Source organism: Leptospira sanjuanensis, from assembly GCF_022267325.1.
Classification (GTDB): domain Bacteria; phylum Spirochaetota; class Leptospiria; order Leptospirales; family Leptospiraceae; genus Leptospira; species Leptospira sanjuanensis.
In genome coordinates this window covers 13,191-33,172 of record NZ_JAIZBG010000002.1, presented here as the reverse complement: position 1 = coordinate 33,172, position 19,982 = coordinate 13,191, and the positions used below count along the sequence as shown (strand labels likewise).

Sequence of the window (19,982 nt, the reverse complement as noted above, 5' to 3'; positions counted from 1 at the left end):
GAAAGGAATAATCATGAAACGACTCTGCTTGTCTCTTCTTGCGGTCCTTGCCGTCGCCTGTTCCACCACTCCGGGAGTGGAGAACAAAGGAAAGGATCTGGAAATTCAAATTTTACCTCCGAATATCCGCGTGGAAAAATATAAGGAAACCTTCAACATGAAGGCGGAAGGTCCGGTGACGACCGATTGCGGCGGCAAACCTTGTACTCCGGAACAACTCGACGGTTTAAAACCGGATCAAATCAAGAAGTTCAAAAAGAACGGAGCTTGGAAAGAATACCAAGAAAAGGAAGATTCCGCGACTAAGAAGAAGATCAGCGTTCTTATCAGAACCGGCGAATACAAGGACGATAAAAGAGAAGGTTCTTGGAAAACCCTGTATGAAACCGGAGAAGTTCTTCGCGATACTCCGTACGTCGGCGGCGTGAAGGAAGGAGAAGAGAAGAAGTTCAAGCGCGACGGAGTTCAAACCGAAAGCACGACGTACAAAGCGGATAAGAAACACGGTCCGTATTGGAAGAAGAACAACGAAGGTCTGATGGACGAAGAAGGTTCTTATAAGGACGATCAGAAAGACGGGCTTTGGACGGAATACTACGCGGAACCGGGTCAAAACGGCGCGAAGAAGAAAGTTTCCAACTACTCCAACGGACAAAAGCAAGGAGCGGAAACCTCGTATCATAAGGACGGCAGCACCGTTCAGAGCGAAGGTTCTTACAAAGACGATCTGAAAACCGGAATCTGGAAGACGTATTACGATAACGGTTCGATCCAGATGGAAGGCGGCTACAAACCTAAGTTGGAACCGGGAACCGAAAAGGAAAAAGATCCGAAGGAAAAGAAGGCTCTTCGTTCCGGTTATTGGAAAGAATATTATAAAAATGGAAATGTCTTTGCCGAAGGCCAAAGAGAACACACCCGCAAAGGCGTTTGGAAGTTCAACTGGAGCAACGGAAATCCCGCTTACAAAGGCGAGATGATGAACGAGTTCATGATGTCTTCCGCGGAAGCCTATAACAAGGAAGGACAGTTGATCGGAAAAGGGAAACTTCAGTTTTCGATCATGAACATAGACGAAGCGACGAACGAACTCAAGGCGAGCTATAAGCCGGATATTCCGTTTACATATTACAAAAACGGAAACAAACAGTTCGAGATCGTAAGCGACTCGAAGGCGATCGAATACGACGACAACGGATCTAAAATCGGAGAAGGTCCGATCATGGTGGGAACCAACAAGAAGAACGGTTGTTGGACCGTGGGTTCCGGCAAGGTGTATTACATCAACGGAAACGAGAACAAGAGAATGGGAGAAATGCAAGGCTGTAAATGAAGAGGCGCATCGCTTACAACGAGTTTTTACTCTGAAAGTAACTCATGCAGAGCTGCCTATGCGCTCTGCAAGGCTGTAAATGATTCGTTTGCTGCTTTAAAGCATATCTTTGTTTCGACAAAAAAATTGAAATCCGAAAAGCGGAAGCGTAAAAGCTTCCGCTTTTTTGTTTTCCTATGTATATCCTTTCCGGAATTCTCCGATAATATCGTATGAGTTCAGAAACTTCTTCCCGCTCTTTTTGGAAGCGCGACCTCGCAATTTTTTTCCCCACCGCCGTTTTGTTTTTTATTCTCGGTTTTATTCTAAGAAGCTGCGGGCAAAACATCAACCGCACCGCGAAAGTGTCGTATAACGGATGGTTTACGCAAGGCGTTTTGGTTTCGATCGATCCCAAGACGTTAACGATCGCCGATCCCGATCAGGAAATTCCTTTGGAAACGGTCGAAAAGATTGAATTCTTAGCGGATGAAAAAACGGCCGATGCGTCGTCGGAACTTTCCGCGAACGATAAATTGTTCGTAGGAACGTTTCAGCTTACCGTCGGTCCTCATAAGGGAACGCTTCAGTTTTTCGGAGGCAAAAACGGAAGACTCGTCGGAGTTTTGAAGTTCGCCAATTGGGGGAAGGGGAAGCCCGAGTTTTTGAGCGGTATTTTCACGAAAGGAAATCAAATCCAATTCGTCCGTTCCTGCGCCGGAGTAAAATGTTCCGAGATCGGAAGCAATGTCCCGTTTTCACAGAAGTATTCCGGCGTGCTGGAAGGCCGTTCGATCAGCGGAACCTACCGCGGAAACAACAGCTCCGGAAACTGGGACGCAAAACGGTAAGGTTGTCGTAGTTTCTACGATGCGGCCTGAACTCCGCGCCGCATTGGTTTATACGACAGACGGAGATTTCGTTTTTTTGGCCGGCCGATTTTTCGGAGAGAATTTTTTGATCTTGGAAAGTTGACTTTGAATTTTTCTTTCCTCTTCCATAAGGTCGAAGTCGTTCTGAAGCCCTAACCAAAATTGCGGAGGCAAATCGAAATACTTTCCTAATTTAAGAGCATAGTTTGCGGATATATTCCGTTTACCGTGAATGATTTCGCTCAATCGAGATTGAGGAATGCCCGTATCCTTATAAAGTTGATATGCGCTTAAGCCCAAAGGTTTGAGAAATTCCTCGCTCAGAATATCGCCCGGGTGCGGGTTTTTGGTCCATTTTTTCATCTTTCAATCGTAATGACGTAGAGTATTTTCAACGATAATCAACGATTTCTACGTCATGTGCTCCTTCCTCGCTCCAGCGAAAACAAATACGCCATTGATCGTTGTTCGAATACTATATTGACCTTTGCGGTATCCTTGTCTTTAAAACTTTGGATCAATCCTTGAGTACTTACATAAGTTGTAAGTAGAGTCAAGAAGAAAAACGAAAAATTTTTGTATTCGACATCGGGTGACGCACCTCGCGCACTTCGAAGAATGCTTGAATCCGATCGCAGGTTGTCGAATTCTTACCGTATGGAAAAAGATCCGCTTTCCGCAGAAGACGTAGAATTCGCTCGAATCAAACTGGAAACCCTCAAAAAAGAATTAGGAAAAGAAATCACCGGACAAGACGAAGTCATTCGAAACGTCTTGGTTTGTTTGGTATGTCAAGGACACGTGCTTCTTGAAGGAATGCCGGGACTCGCGAAAACCCTTCTTGCTAGATCGCTTGCGAGCGCCTTGGACTTGGACTTCAAACGAATCCAATTTACGCCCGATCTTTTACCCGCGGATCTTGTCGGAACAGTCGTATTCAATCCTAAAACCACGGAGTTCGAAACGAGAAAAGGTCCGGTCTTTACGGGGGTTCTCCTCGCCGACGAAATCAATCGCGCACCCGCCAAAGTTCAATCCGCACTTCTGGAAAGCATGGAAGAGAAGACGATCACGATCGGTGATAAAACGTACAAACTCGACAAACCGTTCTTAGTGATCGCGACGCAAAACCCGATCGATCAAGACGGAACGTATCCGTTGCCTGAAGCGCAGATGGACCGATTCTTTATGAAAGTGAACGTGAGTTATCCCGCGCTCGAAGAAGAAATCGCGATTCTCGATCAACATGGAAAACTCAACACACAAAACGGAAAGATCGCAAAGGTCGTTACCGCCAAGGAGATTCTAAAACTTTCTTCCCTCCTCGACGACGTATTTATCGAAGAAAAAATCAAATCCTATATCGTGCGTTTAGTCCGTAATACAAGACCGGAAGAAAGAACTGTCCCCGAACTGATTCCGTACATCCGCCACGGAGCGTCTCCGAGGGCTTCCTTAAGTATATTAAAAAGTTCTAAAGCAAACGCGCTGTTAAACGGACGAACCTACGTGATCCCCGAGGACGTGAAAGTTTCCTTGGTGGAGATTTTAAGACATAGAATCCTTCTTACCTTCGAGGCGATTTCGGAGGAGTTGGACGTGGAATCCTTGATCCGGACCGTTGTGGAGGCGACTCCGGTTCCCTAAGGCCGCGTTTTCCGGGCGATCGATCTTATGATCCGTAAAGAATTCTTATCCATCCTTTCGAGTCTCGAACTCGGACGCAAAACGCGCTCGTTGAAGGAGAAGACCGGTAGCGCGGAAAGCTCAAAACGGGGAAGGGGACTCGACTTCAAGGACGTTCGCCTTTACAGCTTCGGAGACGACACGCGCCTCATCGATTGGAACGTAACTTCGCGTTTCGGAGAATTGTATGTGCGGGAATTCTACGAGGAAAAAGAAAGACAAGCCATTCTTTTCTACGATATTTCCGCATCGATGGAGTGGGGAACGGGAGAATTCTCCCGCGCGGAAAACGCGTTTCAAGTTCTTGCGCTCCTATCGTTGCTCTATGTTCAAAAAGGCAATCGTGTTAAAATCGTTCTCTATTGCGAAAAGGTGGAATGGGAAACGGATTTTCTGAAATCCAGAGACGAACTTTTGCCCGTTCTGAAGAAGATTTCCGTTCGCGAGCCCGCATCCGGACAATCGAATCCACTGTTGCCGTTTCAATATTTGAAAAACCGGGTTCATAGGCACGCGGAAGTTTTTTTGTTAAGCGACTTTATCGGAATCCGTTCCCTGAAAAAATACGCGAGTTTGAAAAAGTATTATTCGCTGCACGCGGTTCGTTTCCGAGATCCCGTCGAAATCGATCCTCCGAAATCTCTTTTGTCTTTTTTTTATACGCGAGATCCGGAAGAGAGAAACGGAGGTTTTTTCGGCAGAAGCCTTTCGCCCGAATACGAATTAAAATCATTGCGTTCTTTTTTTCAAGGTTCCTTGCTCGATTTGACGGAACACGAACTCCAAGCCAAGGATCTGATCCGGTATTTTTCGAAATGAAATCATATATTCTAATTTTCGTATATTCTTCGATTTTAATGTTTTCCCGGGCCGCGAGCGCGGAGGCGGTCGAGTCCCTTTCTCCCGATCGAACCCTGATCGCGCAGAAAATCCGATACGAGCTAAATTGGACTTCCGGAGCTGTGAAAGACGTTCGTTTCCCCGAAGCGGGGCTTCATTATCTCGAGAATGCGCCGGATATTCCTTGGTTCGAGGTTCTATTCTCCGAAAAAAAGGAAACGAAACTGACCGTAGAGTTCGCCTATTACGTAACGGGAGAATATCCGATTCCGGTTTCGTGGACGACCGCGGCGGGGATGAAAGAATTTTCCAAAAAGACGATTCTTGTGGAATCGGCTATCGCCGATAACGATACGGGCCCGGCGGATATCATTCCTCCGTTGGCGTTTTCCGGTTCCTATCTCGGGCGTTTGATCGTCTTTTTAATTCTGGCCGCTCTATTGTCGGCCTTCGCATTTTACGCGTATCGAATCTACTCCGGAAAAAATTCTCCGTTAGACGCCATCATTCAAGCCGAACCGACTCTCGAAAGGATGGAGGTTTTCGAAATTCGGTTGAACGAACTTCTTAAAAAAGATCCGATTCCCGCGCGGGAGTTCGCACGTCTGCTTTCCGGTTATATTCGGGAGAAGTCTGCGAATCTATCGGGAAGAAAAACTTCCGCATTCACCGAGGCGGAGCTCTTTCGATTCTTATACGATCAATTTCCATTCGAAGAAAAAGAGCTTCAATCCTGGAGAAAATTCTTAACGGAAAAAAAATTCAGACCGGGCGAAGCGTTTCTGACAAGGGAAGATGCCGAAGATAAGTTCGCTCATTGGAAAGGAGTTTGGGATAAAAGATGAACTTCGAATATCCGTACGCCTTTCTTCTATTGGTCCCCGTCTGGGTTTGGGCGTTTATATATTATAAAAATGGAATGTATTTGAGAAGGATGGAAATTCGTCTTCCGGGGAGAAGGGAGGGCGTCTTTTCCGGACTCGAAACATTCGGAAAACTTCTTCCTTTTTTGCGTTCGATCTCGATCAGTCTGTTGATCGTCGCGCTTGCCGGACCCGGAAAAAAAACGACTTTTCTTCCGAGCGAAAAGGAAGGGGTCGATATCATGATCGCCCTCGACGTGTCGGGTTCCATGTCGAGAAGCCGCGACTTTCTTCCCGAAACGAGACTGGGCGTTTCCAAAAAGCTGCTCCGAAGATTTATCGAAAAAAGACAAAACGATCGATTGGGTTTGGTAGTATTTGCCGGGGCCGCTTATCTGCAAGCGCCGTTGACCGGTGACAGGGAATCTCTGAACGAGATTTTAGGAACGATCGAAGAGGAAACAGTAGCGGAGCAAGGTACGGCGATCGGAGACGCGATCATTCTTTCCACATATCGATTGAGAAGTTCTCAAGCAAGATCCAGATTGATCGTATTGATCACCGACGGGGTTTCGAACACGGGCAAGATCGATCCCGTAACCGCAACGGACCTTGCGGAACATATCGGAGCCAAGATTTATTCCATTGGAATCGGGAAAGAAGAAAGTTCGTACGAGATCAATTTCGAAATTCTACAGGAGCTTTCCGCTAATACGGGCGGCCAATTCTTTCGAGCGGAGGATCCCGAGGAAATGAAAGCGGTGCTTGCATCGATCGATTCTTTGGAAAAAGATCCGTTGCAGGCACCTCCGCAGGAAGTTCGCGAGACCGAATACGAGATATGGCTCTATCGAGCTCTCGCGATTCTTCTCTTGGATTTGATGTTGCGGGCCTTCTTTTTCAGGTATTACGTATGAACCAGGAATTCTCACCTTATTTGGCGAACGTTTTCTACGCGATTGCGGTCATTTGGGCGTTGTATTCCATTCTTAGAATATTCGTGATCTTTAAAATTAGGGAATGGAGAATCATATACCCCGGCTTGGAAAGGAGTTCTTCGTTTCCGGCGGTCCGTCTCGTTTTGGCGAGGATCTTTTTGATCTTTGCTACCTTGGTTTGTGTCTTTCTATCCGGATTGAAAACGGATTATAAGGACGAAAAAAAAGAGGAATCTTTCAAAGGAGTCGATATACTCTTTCTCGTGGATGTAAGTCTTTCCATGCAGGCCATCGACAGCAGCCCGACGCGCTTGGCGCGGTTTAAGGAAGTTTTGCTGCGAATGCTACCTTCCCTTTCGGGAAACCGATTCGGAATGATCGTCTTTGCGGCCAGTCCGTTTTTGTATTGCCCGATGACCTCGGACGTCGCAGCGTTTTCGGACTACGTGCGCGGTTTGGACGTGGACATGGTGGGGGACCGGGGAACCGACTTGAACAAAGCGTTTTTAAAAGCGGATACGATTCTTAAATCGGAGAAGATTTTTCGAAACCGAATTCTCGTTTTGGTAACGGACGGGGAGGATTTAAACGATCCGGAAACGATCGCTTTCCCCGCGAGCTTTCAAGTCTGGGCTTCCGGCACGGAAGCGGGCGGACCGATCGCTTACAACGACGAGGATTCCGGTTTGAGCGGATTTCTTTTAAAAGACGGAACCTTAACGCCTAACATCAATTCGGCGGGGATCATTCAGTCCAAGATGAACCGAAGTTTTTTAAGGAATCTGGCGGATAAGAACGACGGAAAATTCTATTCTTTGGACGAGAACCCGCCGGACGCGGAAAGTCTAAAAAAGGAAATCCTGGCCTTAGAGGAGAATTTTTATTCTCGAAGGAAGGACTTGAAACGTTCGGAAGGTTCGGGCGTTTTTCTGTTTGCAGCGGTTTTATTCCTGTTGGCGGATTGGATTCTCGTGGAATCCTTTCTTTTCCCGAAACGTAAGACGGATGTGCCGGTATGAAATTGATTCATAAATTATTATATTCAATTTTTATTATAATTCTTTTAATCCGGAGCGGATGGTTCGAGTTGTACGCGGTCGAGCTCGATCCGGGAGGGAATCGGGTCGGCGAAGGACTCGAACACTACAATCAAGGAGAATATTTCGAATCCCTCCGATCGTATCAGGAAGCGGAGTCGTATTTTCCGGACGATCCGAGGCTCGAGTTCAATCGAGGAGCGGCGGAATTCAAATCCGGAAACTTAGACAAAGCGATTCGTCATTTTGAAAAATCGGCCAATTCCTCTTCCCCCGAAGTGCAGTGGAAATCGAGATTCAATCTGGGAAACAGTTATCTGCGTGCCGGAGATCGCAAACGCGCCGCGGAAGAATACATCAAGGCACTAAAGATCAATCCGGATCTCCAAGAAGCGCGGAAGAATCTGGAATATCTTCGTAAAACCCCTCCGCCTTCCGGGAACCAATCCAAAAATTCGAACCAATCCCCTTCTCAAAATCAACCGCAATCCAAGGGCGGTTCCAACTCCGGCAATCGGACCCAAAGCGAAGACCGTCTTTCTAAAAGGGAAGGGGGCGGCGATCCTCACGATAAACGAGATCGTCTAACCGAAGAGGAATCGAAACGTATCATGGATTCTTTGGACTTAAACAAGATCCGCAGAAAAAGCAGAAAGAGCCGAGACAGAGAGGTCTTTTGGTGAAAAAGATCTGGTTCGTTTTTCTCCTATTCGCTTATCAATCGCTTTCGGCGGACGAGACGAAATTCTACGTTACGCGAAACATGTTTCATCTCGGAGAGGAATCGTATGCCGTTTTCGAAATGGATATGGGTTCCAAATTCGCGATTCCGCAGAACTCCTTTTCCAACGGAGATATCACCGTATTTTATGCGGGCTCCGAAGAAAACACTACGATCATCAACTTTCAAGTATTCCGAAAGCGCCTTTTGAAATTCCGAATCAAGGCTTCCAAACAAGGTGTGTTTACGCTTCCTTCCGTAAGCATAGAAGTGAACGGTAAAAATTTTACCCCCGGGCCGTTGCAGGTTCAGGTGCTTGCAAGATCTCAAACCGCAAAGAGCCGCGGTTCGTTCTTCGATCGATTCTTTCAATTTGAAGGAGAGGAGCTTCCCGAAAACGCGGATCTCAAGGTGATCTTTCAAACGAGCAAAAAGGAAGCGTGGATCGGAGAACCGATCATCGGTTATTTTACGTTGTATTATAGGGACGTGCGTAAACCGTACTTCGATCGCAATCCCGCCGATTCGATTCAGTTTCCGTATTTCAGAAGCGAGATTCTTACCGGGGTGGCGGTTAAGGTTCCCGAGCAGGTTTTATACGAAGGAAATATCTACGACATCGCCGTTTACAACAAGGAAATCTATTCTCTCATTCCGCTTCGCGCGGGAGAATTCCTTCTGGGCAAGACGACGTTCTCTTTGGAAGGTCAGCTTCAATCCTACTTCAACGTCAAGACGGTTTCAACGACTCCGAATCGGATTCACGTTAAGGAACTTCCCGAATTTGCGGGACATTTCAGCGGGGGAGTCGGAAAATTTAAGGCGACCTTGAAACTGAAGAACGAACCAGAACACGTGGAAGTAGGGGATACGTTGTATTTGAGTTTGGTGTTGGAGGGAGAAGGAAATCTTTCTTCCGTTTCCGATCCTCTGCGTTCTTTTTGTAAAGCGGGGAAGGATTGCGTTTCTTTTTCCACGTTGTATGACACATCGAGGACTTGGAAGTTCACCGAATTGGAAAACTCCGGATACGGATTTTATTCCATCGCAAGATTCGAATACGGAATTCCGATGCAAAAGACGGGCCTTTGGAAACAGGAACCGGTCGAATTCGTTTTTTTTAATCCTAACTCGGGAAGTTATCAAACGGTATCGATCGAGATTCCTTCGGTGAACGTTCTTCCTGCAGCTCGAAAAAAAGAAAAGCCGAACGAATCTCCGTCGATGAATCCTCTTTCCGAAGGATTGCATCTTCCGATTCCGGTTTATATCATCGGTTTCGTATCCGTATTCTTTGTCGCGGTTTGGACTTGGCTTCGATTTCAAAAATCGGACGCCGTTTCCATTTGGATCGAATCGCTTCCGATGCTATTTCCGATCTTAGGAGTTCCGGTTTTAAAAGAACTTGACCAGCGAACGGGAAGCAAACGAGGCTTGGTATTAAGACAATCCCTTTTGTCGAAAGGGGTCCCCGAAGCGGACGTTTCCTTTCTTGTGGAAATTTCCAAAGCGGATGCGGATGCCCACTTTGCGGAACTCGCTTCCCGATTGAACTTTCAGGAAAGAAACAATCTGCTTAGAATCGCGCATCAATTTTTAACAACCCAAAAGAAGGAGGAATACCAATGAGCGAAGAAATCAAAGGAAGGATTTCCGTAGAGACGGAAAACATCTTTCCGATCATTAAAAAATGGCTGTATTCGGAAAAAGATATTTTCATCCGCGAGCTCGTATCCAACGCGAGCGACGCGATAACGAAGCTGAAAAAGATCGCGTTCTCCGAAGAATTCGAAGGCGGAACGGATTATAGAATCGATCTCGATTTCGATCAGGAAAAAAGAATTCTGATCATCGAAGACAACGGGATCGGAATGAGTTCCGAAGAAGTCCAGAAATACATCAATCAAATCGCCTTCTCCAGTGCTGAAGAGTTCGTCAAAAAATTTCAAGGCGAAGGAGCGCAACCGGAAATCATCGGACATTTCGGTTTGGGATTCTATTCCTGTTTTATGGTCTCCACCAAAGTGGTCATCGAAACCAGGTCGTATAAAAAAGGTTCCGCCGGAGTCGTCTGGGAAAGCGAATCGGGAACGGAATTCTCCTTACGTTCTTCGGACAAGGCGACAAGAGGAACCAAAATCACGCTGCATCTCGATTCCGATTCGGGAGAATATCTGGATCAGTGGAAACTCAAAGAGCTGATCCGTAAATACTGCGACTTTCTTCCCGTCCCCATCTACGTAAAAAACGAACAGGCGAATAAACAAACTCCGCTTTGGTCGGAAACTCCCGCCTCCGTGACCAAGGAAAAATACGAGGAGTTTTACAATTATCTTTTCCCGTTTTCGGGAGAACCTCTCTTTCACGTTCACCTCAACGTGGATTATCCGTTCCGTCTTCAAGGAATATTATATTTTCCTAAACTAAAACACGAACTCGACGTGAATCAGTCCGGGATCAAACTCTACTGCAATCACGTGTTCGTAAGCGACGACGCGAACGACCTGGTCCCCAAATTTCTGACCGTTCTCAAAGGGACGATCGATATTCCCGATCTTCCTTTGAACGTTTCCCGCTCGTATCTTCAGAGCGATCCTCTCGTCAAAAAAATCTCCTCTCATATCGTTAAAAAGATCGCGGATCGATTGAACGAGGAATTCAAAAAGAACGAAGAGGACTTCCGAAAGAATTGGGACGAGATTTCCATTTTCGTAAAATACGGAATGCTCACGGACGATAAGTTCTACGAAGCCGCAAAGGATCTCGTGTTCTTCAAAACCTCGAACGGGGAAATTACTCGTCTTGAAGATTATTGGACTAAGAACAAGGAAAAGAACAACGGCAAAGTGTTCTATGCGAACGAATCGGAGACTTCTTCCGTTTATATGGATCTGCTCAAGTCGCAAGGGCTCGAAGCGATCCTGGTCGATACGAGAATCGATTCCCATTTCGTCCAGTTTTTGGAATCCAAAAATCCGGATATGAAGTTTCAACGAGTGGATTCCGAACTCGCGGACGGGGTCGTGGACAAGGATCACGCGTCTCAGATCGTGGATGCGGAAAATAAGACGCCCGCCGATCGTGTGAAAGAACTTTTTGACAAGGTTCTAAAACGCGACGGGTTGGAAATTAAGGCGGAACCTCTTAAAGCGGAGGGAGTTCCCGCGGTCGTGCTCCTTCCCGAACATTTGAGAAGAATCAGCGAGATGAATACGATGGGCGGCCAAAAACCACTCGATCTTCTAAGGAATCACACTCTCGTGATCAACACCCGTTCGGCCTTGGTTCAGAACATTCTCGGGCTCGCGGGAGGGGTGAATTCGTCTAAGGCCGATAAGCTGGTGCGCACAGTATACGACATGGCTCTTCTCTCTTCTAAGATTTTCGGAGAAGCGGAGTTCGCCGAGTATCTGAAACGCACCACCGAAACCCTGGAGGAATTAAGCGCCTCTTAAATTTCACGAAAAAAGACTTGGAATTCCGAGGTCGATCCGATACATATACTGAGCGTTTTACGATGGATCGGCTTCGGATACAACTGCTTCTGATATTCCTTCTCGGTTCCGCGGATTTTATGTCCGCGCAAGGGACCGCGCCGGTTTCCAAACCTCCCGAGGAAAACGGAGACATTCATAAGAAGGACGCGGCCTCTCTCGATAAGGAATACTACGAGTATTATTTCCGGACGATCCCGGACGTGGACGCCCTCGAAAAGGCGAAACTCGAATACAACCTCATCCGCAGCTTTAAACTCGAATTAAGAAGAAGGGAACCTTCCGTAAGTCAGGAATATCTGAAACAGATCAAGGCTTCGAGCATCCGATACGAACGGGTCCAGCCGGATTCGATCTGGATGCGCGGCATCCGCAGCCAGATGCAACATATTAAGTTTCAAGAATATATGTATATTGTAATATATGAGAAGTATTTTCTGTATATTTCCTACGAGATCAATCCGTCGCGTTACGTGATGGAGCCGTATCAGGTGCAGTTGATCTTCCAAAAGGAAAATCCGTTTTTTATCAAGCTGCCCGACCCTTGAAAATCCAGTAATAGATTCCCGCTCCGATGATCGTTCCGGAAAAACAAAGTCCGATTAGAGCGAACATCTCCAGAAAATCGAAATCGTTGATGAACAGGGAATTCTTTTTGATTCTCGCTAGAACGCGCACTTTACCGAACGTTTCGAAGGTTTGTCTGCGTACTTCGATGCTGTCTCCGACGCGGAGTCTTTGAGAAAGATTTTCGTCCACTTGTTCGGTGATTTCGTGTAACTTACCGGATTCGTCGGGCACTCGATACGAAACGAGATACGCTCGTTTCCCCGATTTTTCAACGCGTACGGATTCGGTAAGAGTTCCGAAAACGGTGGGTCCCGGTTCCCGCAGACTTTCGTAAACTTGATCGAGATGTTTGTTCTCGCCGGATACGATCCAATAAAAGGGAAGAAAGAATAGAATCGAACTCCATCCGAGCGTAAAAAGAATCTTGTAAAACGGAGTTGAGTACGATGAATCCATAGGATGAGAAAAATCGAGTTCTAAACAGTTAGTTTTCAATTCCCCGCGATTATTACAACCAGATAAAATAGGATCGAACGGCTAAATTCAGGATGGCGACGTTTTTCCGTTTTGCGAAGTTCGACGTATGAATCTTTCCCGATCTCAATTCTTACGCTACTTAGGGAAGGGCGCGGCGGCATTGGCTCTCGTCAAGTCCGGGGCGCTTGCCGCAACCGCTTCGTCGAAAACAAAGTCGAATCAACGAAACAAGAAAGACCTTCTTCCATCCAAACAAAACTCATTTCCAAAATTTCGACCGATCGCTGCGAGTGAACGAGACGAATTGATTCTCCCGGAAGGTTATCGTTACGGAACGATCGCACTTTTCGGGGATCGTATCAATCCGCAAGGAGATACGTTCGGCTTTAATTCCGACTTCAATTGTTTTCTTCCTTTTGCGGGTAAGAAGGACACGGGTCTTCTGTGGAACAATCATGAAACTCTCGGAACCTTGGAATACTACGTCAACGGATACGACAGTCAAAAACAGGGACCGAATCTAAGAACGGATAAGCAGATCGAACAATATCTGTATGCGTTAGGCGGCTCGGTGCTCCGAATCGCAAAACAAAACGGAGAATGGAAACTTTCTCCCGATTCCAAATACGGCAGAAGGATCAACGGTCTTACCGAGTTTCGATTGACCGGTCCCGCGGCGGGAAGTTCCGCGCTCGGAAATACGAACAAGGTTTTCGGGACGTTTGCGAACTGCGCGGGAGGAACCACGTTCTGGAATACGATTCTTTCCTGCGAAGAAAACGTGGAATGGGTGATCGAGCCGTGCAAACTCCCGCACGAAACGCATTACGGATGGGTAATAGAGGTCGATCCGTTCGATCCCAAGTCGACTCCGGTCAAACACACCGCATTGGGAAGATTCGCGCACGAGAACGCTGCGCTCGTATTGTCTCCTTCGGGCAAACTCGTGGTCTATATGGGGGACGATGCGAGGGACGAATTCGTGTATAAGTTCATATCAAAGAATTCTTACGATCCTTCTCTCGGGGCCGGAAACTCGAGTTTGCTCGAGGAAGGAACCTTGTACGCGGCCGATTTCGAAAAGGGAATTTGGATTCCGCTCGATTTCGAGTCGAACGAAACATTACGAAATTCTAAAAAAGAAAGCGGGGAACGGCGATTCGGATCGCAAGCGGAAGTTCTCGTTCGTTGCAGGGAAGCGGGAAAAGTTTGCGGAGCGACGCCGATGGACCGCCCGGAAGACATCGAAATTCATCCGTTGGACGGGACCGTTTTTATCGCGATGACCAACAACGACAAACACGGAAATCATTTCGGACAGATCGTTCGTATCCACGAAAAATCGGGCGATCACGCGGGGCTGGAATTCGACTATGAGATCTTTGTCGCGGGCGGAAACGGTTCCGGTTTTGCGGCGCCCGACAATCTCGCGTTCGACAGCGCGGGAAATCTCTGGATGGTCACGGACATTTCCGCAAAGAACTTAAACAAATCCGTATATAAGAAATACGGCAACAACGGTTTGTTCGTGATTCCCACGCAAGGAGCGGACGCGGGTAAGGCGTTCCAGTTCGCTTCTTCCCCCACGGGTGCGGAGCTGACCGGACTTTGGTTTACGCCCGATCAAAAGGAATTATTCCTTTCGGTGCAACATCCGGGAGAAACCACAAAGGACTATCAAAACCCGACGAGCCGGTGGCCGCATGGAGGGAACTCCCTGCCGAAGCCGGGAGTGGTTGCAATTTATTTAAAGTAGTTTTGACCGTGCGGTCGGCGGAAAGCGGTCCGCGGGCAACGAATCATTGCGCCGCGACTTGAATGGCTTCGGCTTCGGTTGTTAGGTGAGTGAACGGTTTCCAAAGTCCCAAGAGATTGAAGATTTGGATCACCTTGTCCGAGGCTTCGGTCAAAATCAGCTTTTTTCCGTCGTTGCTCAGTTTGTTTCTCAACTCGAAGATCGCTCGGATTCCGGAGCTGGAAATGTATTTGAGCTCGCTTAGGTTAAGAATGACCACATCGGGATGAGGAGGATCGATGATTTCCTGTTTAAAATCGGTAAAACTGCTTTCATCCAATCTTCCGTCGAGTGAGTAAACGAAAACGCCCGTCGAAGTTTCTTTCTTTTTAATGCTCAGTTGACTCATTGCTTACGAACCACTACGTGTAATTTTTTTTTGGAGAGGCTAAATTCAGCTTTTGCGCCCGGCGGAAAATCGTAAATCGTTTCCGCAAGAGAATCGATCGAAATTCCACCCTTCATTTCGGAAATCAAACTAAAACGATCCAAGACCGTAAAGTGGTCCAGAGTATACCGAGTATGTTCCTTCTTTCGAAGCTCTCTACAATAGACTTTGAAAAACGGGGATTGTTTGTCAAAACTTGTATCCGTATTTTCACAGGACATAACCCATCCGGTCGAACCTGCGCCCGTATAAACCAAAAGCCCCGAACATTTCTGTTCCTCCATTTCGTTCCCGTGGTGGATGAAAAACCGACTCGTGAGATCGGGACTGTTGTTTCGGATCGAAATTTCGCTGATCCCCTGTAATGTGCTGACCTTTCTCCCGTCGGGATAATGGATCTTCACTTCGATGAGAGGCCATTCTTCGATGGCGGCGTTGGACCAGTCTGTTTCCAGGGCTTTTTTGATGTCTTCCACGTGAAAGGAAAGAAGGGCGCCTACGGACGTCGGAGGATCGGAATTACAGCCCAAAACGAGCGTGTCCACGGCGTGGTGCGCGACGAAGGTGAAATGATTGTCCCCGCCGAGCGCGATCACGAGATCGAAGTCGGACGGAGGATGGATGTCCATATTCTTTCGAAAGATAAACGTGCTATCGGGGAAAAGCCGTTTGAGAGTTTCCCGGTTTGCAAGTTGTCGGAGATGCGATTCGTGGATTCTCGCAAACGAATCGTTTTGAATCTTATAAATTTTTTCGATTTTTTCGAGAGAACCCCATTCTTCCAAATCCAATTCGAACTTGGTGCGTTTCCCCAAGATAAGAACCCGTTTTGCGGCCTTTAATCTCTCCAAAGACATTGATTGATCCAAATACAGGACCGTTTGGAAAACAGAAACCCATTTTTCGGCGGGAAAGAATTTTCGGTGCCGCAAATTTCACGCAGATGCGCGGGTTTCTTCGAACAAAAAAAATCGGACCCGAGTCGAATCAAACCAAAATCTGTTCGGAAGAAACGTCCTGATCCCGATCCTCGTCCCTCGATTCCTTTTCGGAGACGATCGCTTTGAGAGTCGTCATAATCATACGGAACTTGGAACGGTTCCCAACGAGACGATAGAGTTCCACAAGATGTTTGAGGTTCCGTATGTTTCCCGGTTCGCGGGAACGAAGACGTTCCGAGTATTCGATCGCCTTTAGATATTCCTTCGTTTTTCGAAGCGTAAAGGAAGTGTAATATAGAAATTCGTTGTCGAACGGAAACTTGGCGACGTAGTTTTCGGAATAGTTCGCCGCAGGAGCGTAGTCCTTCTGATGAATGCAGATTCTTGCAAGTTGTTTGTAAAGACCCGGATCGGAATCGCTGATCGCGAGGGCTTTTTCGAAAAGATTCCTCGTCTGTGAAAGGTTCTTTTTTCGGATCTGCTGAATCCCTTCCTTGACGAGAAGATTGTATTCGTCCCCGGCGGATGGAACCTTTTGCAGGGAAATCTCCGTGGGAATTTTATATGCAATTTTCATAATGGAAAGGTCGTCCGTAACCTCTCCCGCGTGAGCGATCAGTTTTTCGAGGTCGTGCAGATCCCCGTTGGCGAGTTCCACGAGCCGCAAAAAAAGAGTTTCGTCCTCGTTCATAAACGTTTCGTCGGATCCGGGCTTGCGCAGAAGAATGTCGTCTCTTCCGTCAGAACCGATAAACAGAAAGTCGTTCGGTTCCAGTTTAAAAACGCGGATGATCGGCTCGGACGCATTCTCCGTAAAACCGATCTTACGAAGAAGCAATTCCGGATCCAGAAAACTCGCTTTCCCGTCTCTGTAAAGAACCATCCAAGGATGTTCCGCGTTGATGGAATACAAGGCTCCGGTTTCGTGATCGATGAGAGCTATGACGGCGGACACGAGCATACTGCCGTCGAACGTGACGAATACGTTCTGCAATTCCGTATAACAGTCCTTCAGCCATTTCTCGGGCGTTTTCTTCTGATTGGATCGGGAAAGCTGAGTTCTTGTTACGATCGCTTTGAAAACGGTCCCCATCACGAGCGCGCCGCCCGCGCCTTGGATGGATTTACCCATCGCGTCCGCGTTTAAAACGACGAGATAAATCTTGCCGTTCAAGGTGATTTCTTGAATGGAACAGAGATCTCCTCCGATTTCCGAATTCTTCGTGCGGAAGCGGAATTCCTTCTTCTGCTTGAGAATGGATTCGATCTTCGTATTCTCGTCGCTATAACGCAGAGAAGTCAACGGTTGAATGAGAAGGGAAGTGAGATAATAATCCCCGTCCTGTTTTTCCTTGAGAGACTGGACTTCGTTTAACGTTTCCTGAAGTTCCTGCGTTTTTTCCTCCACCTTTCTTTCGAGAAAAAGCTGATGATCGAGAAGTTCCTTTTTCATATTCACGAACACTTCCCCCATTTGACCGAGTTCGTCCGTGCGGTCCAAATCGATGATCGTGGTTTCGTCTTCGGAAGGATTCTTCATCGCGAAGTTGAGAGCCTTGACCGCGTTGATGATGTCCCTCGAAAAAAGATAGGATACGAGAAGAATTCCGATAAAGATCGAAAGAGCCAAGAGCCCGCAGTAGATCCAGAGATTCCGCGTAGTAGTATGCAGCTCCGTTTCGTCGATTAAAAGAACGAACTCGAGGGCGAGATTGGTCAGTCCCTTATTTTCGTACGGGATGCGCGTAAGATAAAAGTATTTTCCTCCGAACGAAAAACGGTTCCCGCTTTTGAGAGAACCGATCGGATGATGTTTCAGATATTCCCGGATGAGAGGACCGGATGCGGAGATTTGTTTTTCCTTTTCGTAGATCGCCATCTGAACGTCGCTCGAGCCGGTGATGTTCTCCGTGAATTTTTGATCCACGACCTGACCCACTAAGACCAAGGAGCCGTTTCGCAGCGGAGAAGTGACTCGGAGTCCGAGACCGCTGTGACCGAGTTCGAGTGTGGAGGCGATCTTGCCGCTCAGCGCTTCCTGAACGATCTTTTGTTTGGACTTGTCGTCTCCGAAATCGCCGGGTCTGTGAAACCGATATACTACCTTGCCCGAAGAGGAAATCACTTCGAAGATCGAAAGATCGTATTGTTTCATGATTCCCAAAAAGTATTCTCTCTGAGAATCCAAAAGACCTCGGTTGCCGGAACCCGCCTCCAAAATCGAAATCGTTTTGGAATTCCGTTCCAACTCTTTGAGCATAAAACGGATCGTCTCTTCCTTGTGTCTGAGTTCTTTTTGAAAATCGACGGATTTGTCGAGGGCTCGTTTATCCTGAGGTTCGTTTTTGACTCGATCGATCATCTGGATAAAGGTGACCGCTAAAATCAAAACGAGAAATAACTGACTTGCACTTAAGATTAAAAATATTTTTTGACGAAAGCTCATAAAAACTCGCTGAAGTTAAAGCTCGAACGGATTGGTTTTGTTTTTTCAGCATAAAAAACGAATTATCACTTGAACCCAAAGCATATAAAGTTAGTTTAGAAATCCACCGGTTTGGCGATCGGGAATGTGAAAATCTCGTTACAGAAATAAAGAGCTTTATGTCCCCAGAAGAGAAACGAATTCAAGAATTAGAAGATGAAAATAAACGACTCAAACGGCAAATAGAGAACACGGCGCATTCTCCCTATCTGAAAAAGGGAATGGCGAGCGTTCGTTATTACGCCAGAATCTTCCGCGAAGAGATCGTGGAAAACGAGATTCGGGGAAGAATCGACGAAAGTCTGGGAACCCTCTACGAGATCAAAAATTTCGTTCATCGTTATTCCTCGTTAGCCGGACTCGATCCGGACACGATCCGCATCATCGCGACCGAGGCCACGCAAAACATCGTGGAACACGGTCAGGGAAAATACGCGGAAATCGAATTAGAATTACATAATGAAGTTGTGAATCCCTTTTTTAAGATGTCCTTCAAACACGAGATGCAGCCGGGGATGAAATACACCCTTTCGCAGATCAACGAGAACGTTAAGAAAGGAGACTTCTCCTCCGAGCTGTTCGACATAGAAAGTTCGCGGGGCAGGGGAGAATTCCTCATGAAGGAACTCGCCGACGAGAGAAGAGTATTGAACGGGGTCGAGATCACCCCCGAAGGGAACAAGGTTCACTACTTCAAACGCGTGCTGATCAATTACCGCGATCCGAAAGGGCCGAGAGACGTGACGAGTTTCGACGAGATCAAGGAAGAGATTGATCGACTCGATCCGGAAGAAGCCCTCTGTTACTTTCATATCGATCACAGAAAAAGCAAACTTTCCTCCGTCACCATCGTTGTCACTTCTTCCCGAGAAACAAAACTGAGAACGCTGATGGAAGAAGCCGGTTTTTATCTGGTCCACAAGGACAAATATTATAGAGCCGTGTTCTGTTCGTTCGAACCGACGAAAGAGTTCACTCCTTCGGAGTTGGAAAATCTTTTCGAGAAAGTCCGCAAACAAGTGGAGATCGAAAAGGAATGAACGCCGGTGGAGGCGAAGCCGGAACCGGCGGAACAAGCGGTGCCGGTTCAAGCGGAGGATTTCCGTTTCATCCGTTCCGTGATTTTTTACTCGGAGAAGTTCTATTCAAAACCTTGCAGGAAGACGGAGTAAACGTCGTGGATGCGGAAGCCGCCGTTCTTTCGCATTTGCCTTCCGATAAAAAGAATTTCGTATTCACACCCAACGCAAAAAAACAAACCCTTCTCAACCTTTATCCCGAAAAAATCCGCGGGTTTCTCAAATCCAAAAAAGGAAACGAGATCAAACAGGAATTCAAAACGATGATCGCGACCGAAGGAAGAATGGATCTCGCGCTTGAACTGTTGGAATGGTTGTTCACCGGGTTCGACGAACGGGAATTGTTAAACGAATTGTTTTCCCTGATTCTGAACGATCGGATTCCTTTGCAGGAGGGATTTTTGGATCGTTTAAAAAAGAATTACGAGGAAGAAGTTCTGAAGGATCTGGAAAATATAGAATAAGCGGGTTTGGCCGTGATGCG

19 protein-coding genes are annotated in these 19,982 nt (G+C 47.0%); 14 read left to right on the top strand and 5 right to left on the bottom strand.

Annotation, left to right across the window (positions count from 1 at the left end; all coding sequences use genetic code 11):
- The first annotated feature begins 13 nt into the window (after positions 1-13).
- Positions 14-1,333, top strand: coding sequence for an LIC20035 family adhesin (locus tag LFX25_RS18120; RefSeq protein ID WP_238731678.1), 1,320 nt, complete (start codon positions 14-16; stop codon positions 1,331-1,333).
- A gap of 212 nt (positions 1,334-1,545) precedes the next feature.
- Positions 1,546-2,163 carry an LIC20036 family protein gene (locus LFX25_RS18115; RefSeq protein WP_238731677.1) on the top strand — a complete coding sequence of 206 codons (618 nt, stop codon included), beginning with the start codon at positions 1,546-1,548 and terminating at the stop codon, positions 2,161-2,163.
- Positions 2,164-2,211: 48 nt separating this feature from the next.
- Here LFX25_RS18115 and LFX25_RS18110 read toward each other — a convergent pair whose 3' ends face one another.
- A complete protein-coding gene (locus tag LFX25_RS18110) occupies positions 2,212-2,547 on the bottom strand; it encodes a HigA family addiction module antitoxin (protein ID WP_238731676.1) in 336 nt (111 codons plus the stop codon).
- Positions 2,548-2,841: 294 nt separating this feature from the next.
- Here LFX25_RS18110 and LFX25_RS18100 point away from each other — a divergent pair, with 294 nt between their 5' ends.
- The 9 genes from LFX25_RS18100 to LFX25_RS18060 are packed head-to-tail and all read left to right on the top strand — an operon-like array spanning position 2,842 to position 12,311.
- Positions 2,842-3,831 carry an AAA family ATPase gene (locus LFX25_RS18100; RefSeq protein ID WP_238731675.1) on the top strand — a complete coding sequence of 330 codons (990 nt, stop codon included), beginning with the start codon at positions 2,842-2,844 and terminating at the stop codon, positions 3,829-3,831.
- A gap of 27 nt (positions 3,832-3,858) precedes the next feature.
- Complete coding sequence (locus LFX25_RS18095; protein ID WP_238731674.1) at positions 3,859-4,689, top strand: DUF58 domain-containing protein; 831 nt, start codon at positions 3,859-3,861, stop codon at positions 4,687-4,689.
- Entirely contained in the window at positions 4,686-5,555 is an 870-nt protein-coding gene (locus LFX25_RS18090) for an LB_053 family protein (protein WP_238731673.1), read from the top strand. The genes LFX25_RS18095 and LFX25_RS18090 overlap by 4 nt, the downstream gene beginning before the upstream one ends.
- A complete protein-coding gene (gene batA / locus LFX25_RS18085) occupies positions 5,552-6,490 on the top strand; it encodes a VWA domain-containing protein BatA (protein ID WP_238731672.1) in 939 nt (312 codons plus the stop codon). Before LFX25_RS18090 ends, batA begins: the two co-directional genes overlap by 4 nt.
- Positions 6,487-7,530 (top strand): VWA domain-containing protein BatB, encoded by a 1,044-nt coding sequence (gene batB, locus LFX25_RS18080; RefSeq protein ID WP_238731671.1) that lies wholly within the window; start codon positions 6,487-6,489, stop codon positions 7,528-7,530. Before batA ends, batB begins: the two co-directional genes overlap by 4 nt.
- Positions 7,527-8,231: a TPR repeat-containing protein BatC gene (gene batC / locus LFX25_RS18075; RefSeq protein ID WP_238731670.1), complete on the top strand. Its 705-nt coding sequence runs from the start codon at positions 7,527-7,529 to the stop codon at positions 8,229-8,231. The genes batB and batC overlap by 4 nt, the downstream gene beginning before the upstream one ends.
- Positions 8,225-9,898, top strand: a complete 1,674-nt coding sequence (locus tag LFX25_RS18070) for a BatD family protein (RefSeq protein ID WP_240009190.1) — start codon at positions 8,225-8,227, stop codon at positions 9,896-9,898. The genes batC and LFX25_RS18070 overlap by 7 nt, the downstream gene beginning before the upstream one ends.
- Positions 9,895-11,724, top strand: coding sequence for a molecular chaperone HtpG (gene htpG / locus LFX25_RS18065; protein ID WP_238731668.1), 1,830 nt, complete (start codon positions 9,895-9,897; stop codon positions 11,722-11,724). The genes LFX25_RS18070 and htpG overlap by 4 nt, the downstream gene beginning before the upstream one ends.
- 17 nt (positions 11,725-11,741) lie before the next feature.
- Entirely contained in the window at positions 11,742-12,311 is a 570-nt protein-coding gene (locus LFX25_RS18060; RefSeq protein WP_238731667.1) for a hypothetical protein, read from the top strand.
- Here the strand turns inward: LFX25_RS18060 and LFX25_RS18055 are convergent.
- A complete protein-coding gene (locus tag LFX25_RS18055) occupies positions 12,292-12,789 on the bottom strand; it encodes a hypothetical protein (RefSeq protein ID WP_238731666.1) in 498 nt (165 codons plus the stop codon). The genes LFX25_RS18060 and LFX25_RS18055 overlap by 20 nt on opposite strands.
- Before the next feature lie 127 nt (positions 12,790-12,916).
- Between LFX25_RS18055 and LFX25_RS18050 the strand changes: the two genes are divergently transcribed.
- A complete protein-coding gene (locus LFX25_RS18050; RefSeq protein ID WP_238731665.1) occupies positions 12,917-14,566 on the top strand; it encodes a PhoX family protein in 1,650 nt (549 codons plus the stop codon).
- 43 nt (positions 14,567-14,609) lie between these two features.
- Here the strand turns inward: LFX25_RS18050 and LFX25_RS18045 are convergent, their stop codons facing one another.
- The 3 genes from LFX25_RS18045 to LFX25_RS18035 form a co-directional block, all read right to left on the bottom strand.
- Positions 14,610-14,954 (bottom strand): STAS domain-containing protein, encoded by a 345-nt coding sequence (locus tag LFX25_RS18045; protein WP_238731664.1) that lies wholly within the window; start codon positions 14,952-14,954, stop codon positions 14,610-14,612.
- Positions 14,951-15,850 (bottom strand): NAD(+)/NADH kinase, encoded by a 900-nt coding sequence (locus tag LFX25_RS18040; RefSeq protein ID WP_238731663.1) that lies wholly within the window; start codon positions 15,848-15,850, stop codon positions 14,951-14,953. Before LFX25_RS18040 ends, LFX25_RS18045 begins: the two co-directional genes overlap by 4 nt.
- Positions 15,851-15,980: 130 nt before the next feature.
- On the bottom strand, positions 15,981-18,380 hold the full coding sequence (locus tag LFX25_RS18035; protein ID WP_238731662.1) for a SpoIIE family protein phosphatase: 2,400 nt from the start codon (positions 18,378-18,380) through the stop codon (positions 15,981-15,983).
- A gap of 158 nt (positions 18,381-18,538) precedes the next feature.
- Here LFX25_RS18035 and LFX25_RS18030 point away from each other — a divergent pair, with 158 nt between their 5' ends.
- Together LFX25_RS18030 and LFX25_RS18025 are read left to right on the top strand one after the other, a co-directional pair.
- On the top strand, positions 18,539-19,459 hold the full coding sequence (locus LFX25_RS18030; protein ID WP_118956944.1) for an ATP-binding protein: 921 nt from the start codon (positions 18,539-18,541) through the stop codon (positions 19,457-19,459).
- Positions 19,456-19,962, top strand: a complete 507-nt coding sequence (locus tag LFX25_RS18025; RefSeq protein WP_238731661.1) for a hypothetical protein — start codon at positions 19,456-19,458, stop codon at positions 19,960-19,962. The genes LFX25_RS18030 and LFX25_RS18025 overlap by 4 nt, the downstream gene beginning before the upstream one ends.
- Positions 19,963-19,982: the final 20 nt, after the last annotated feature.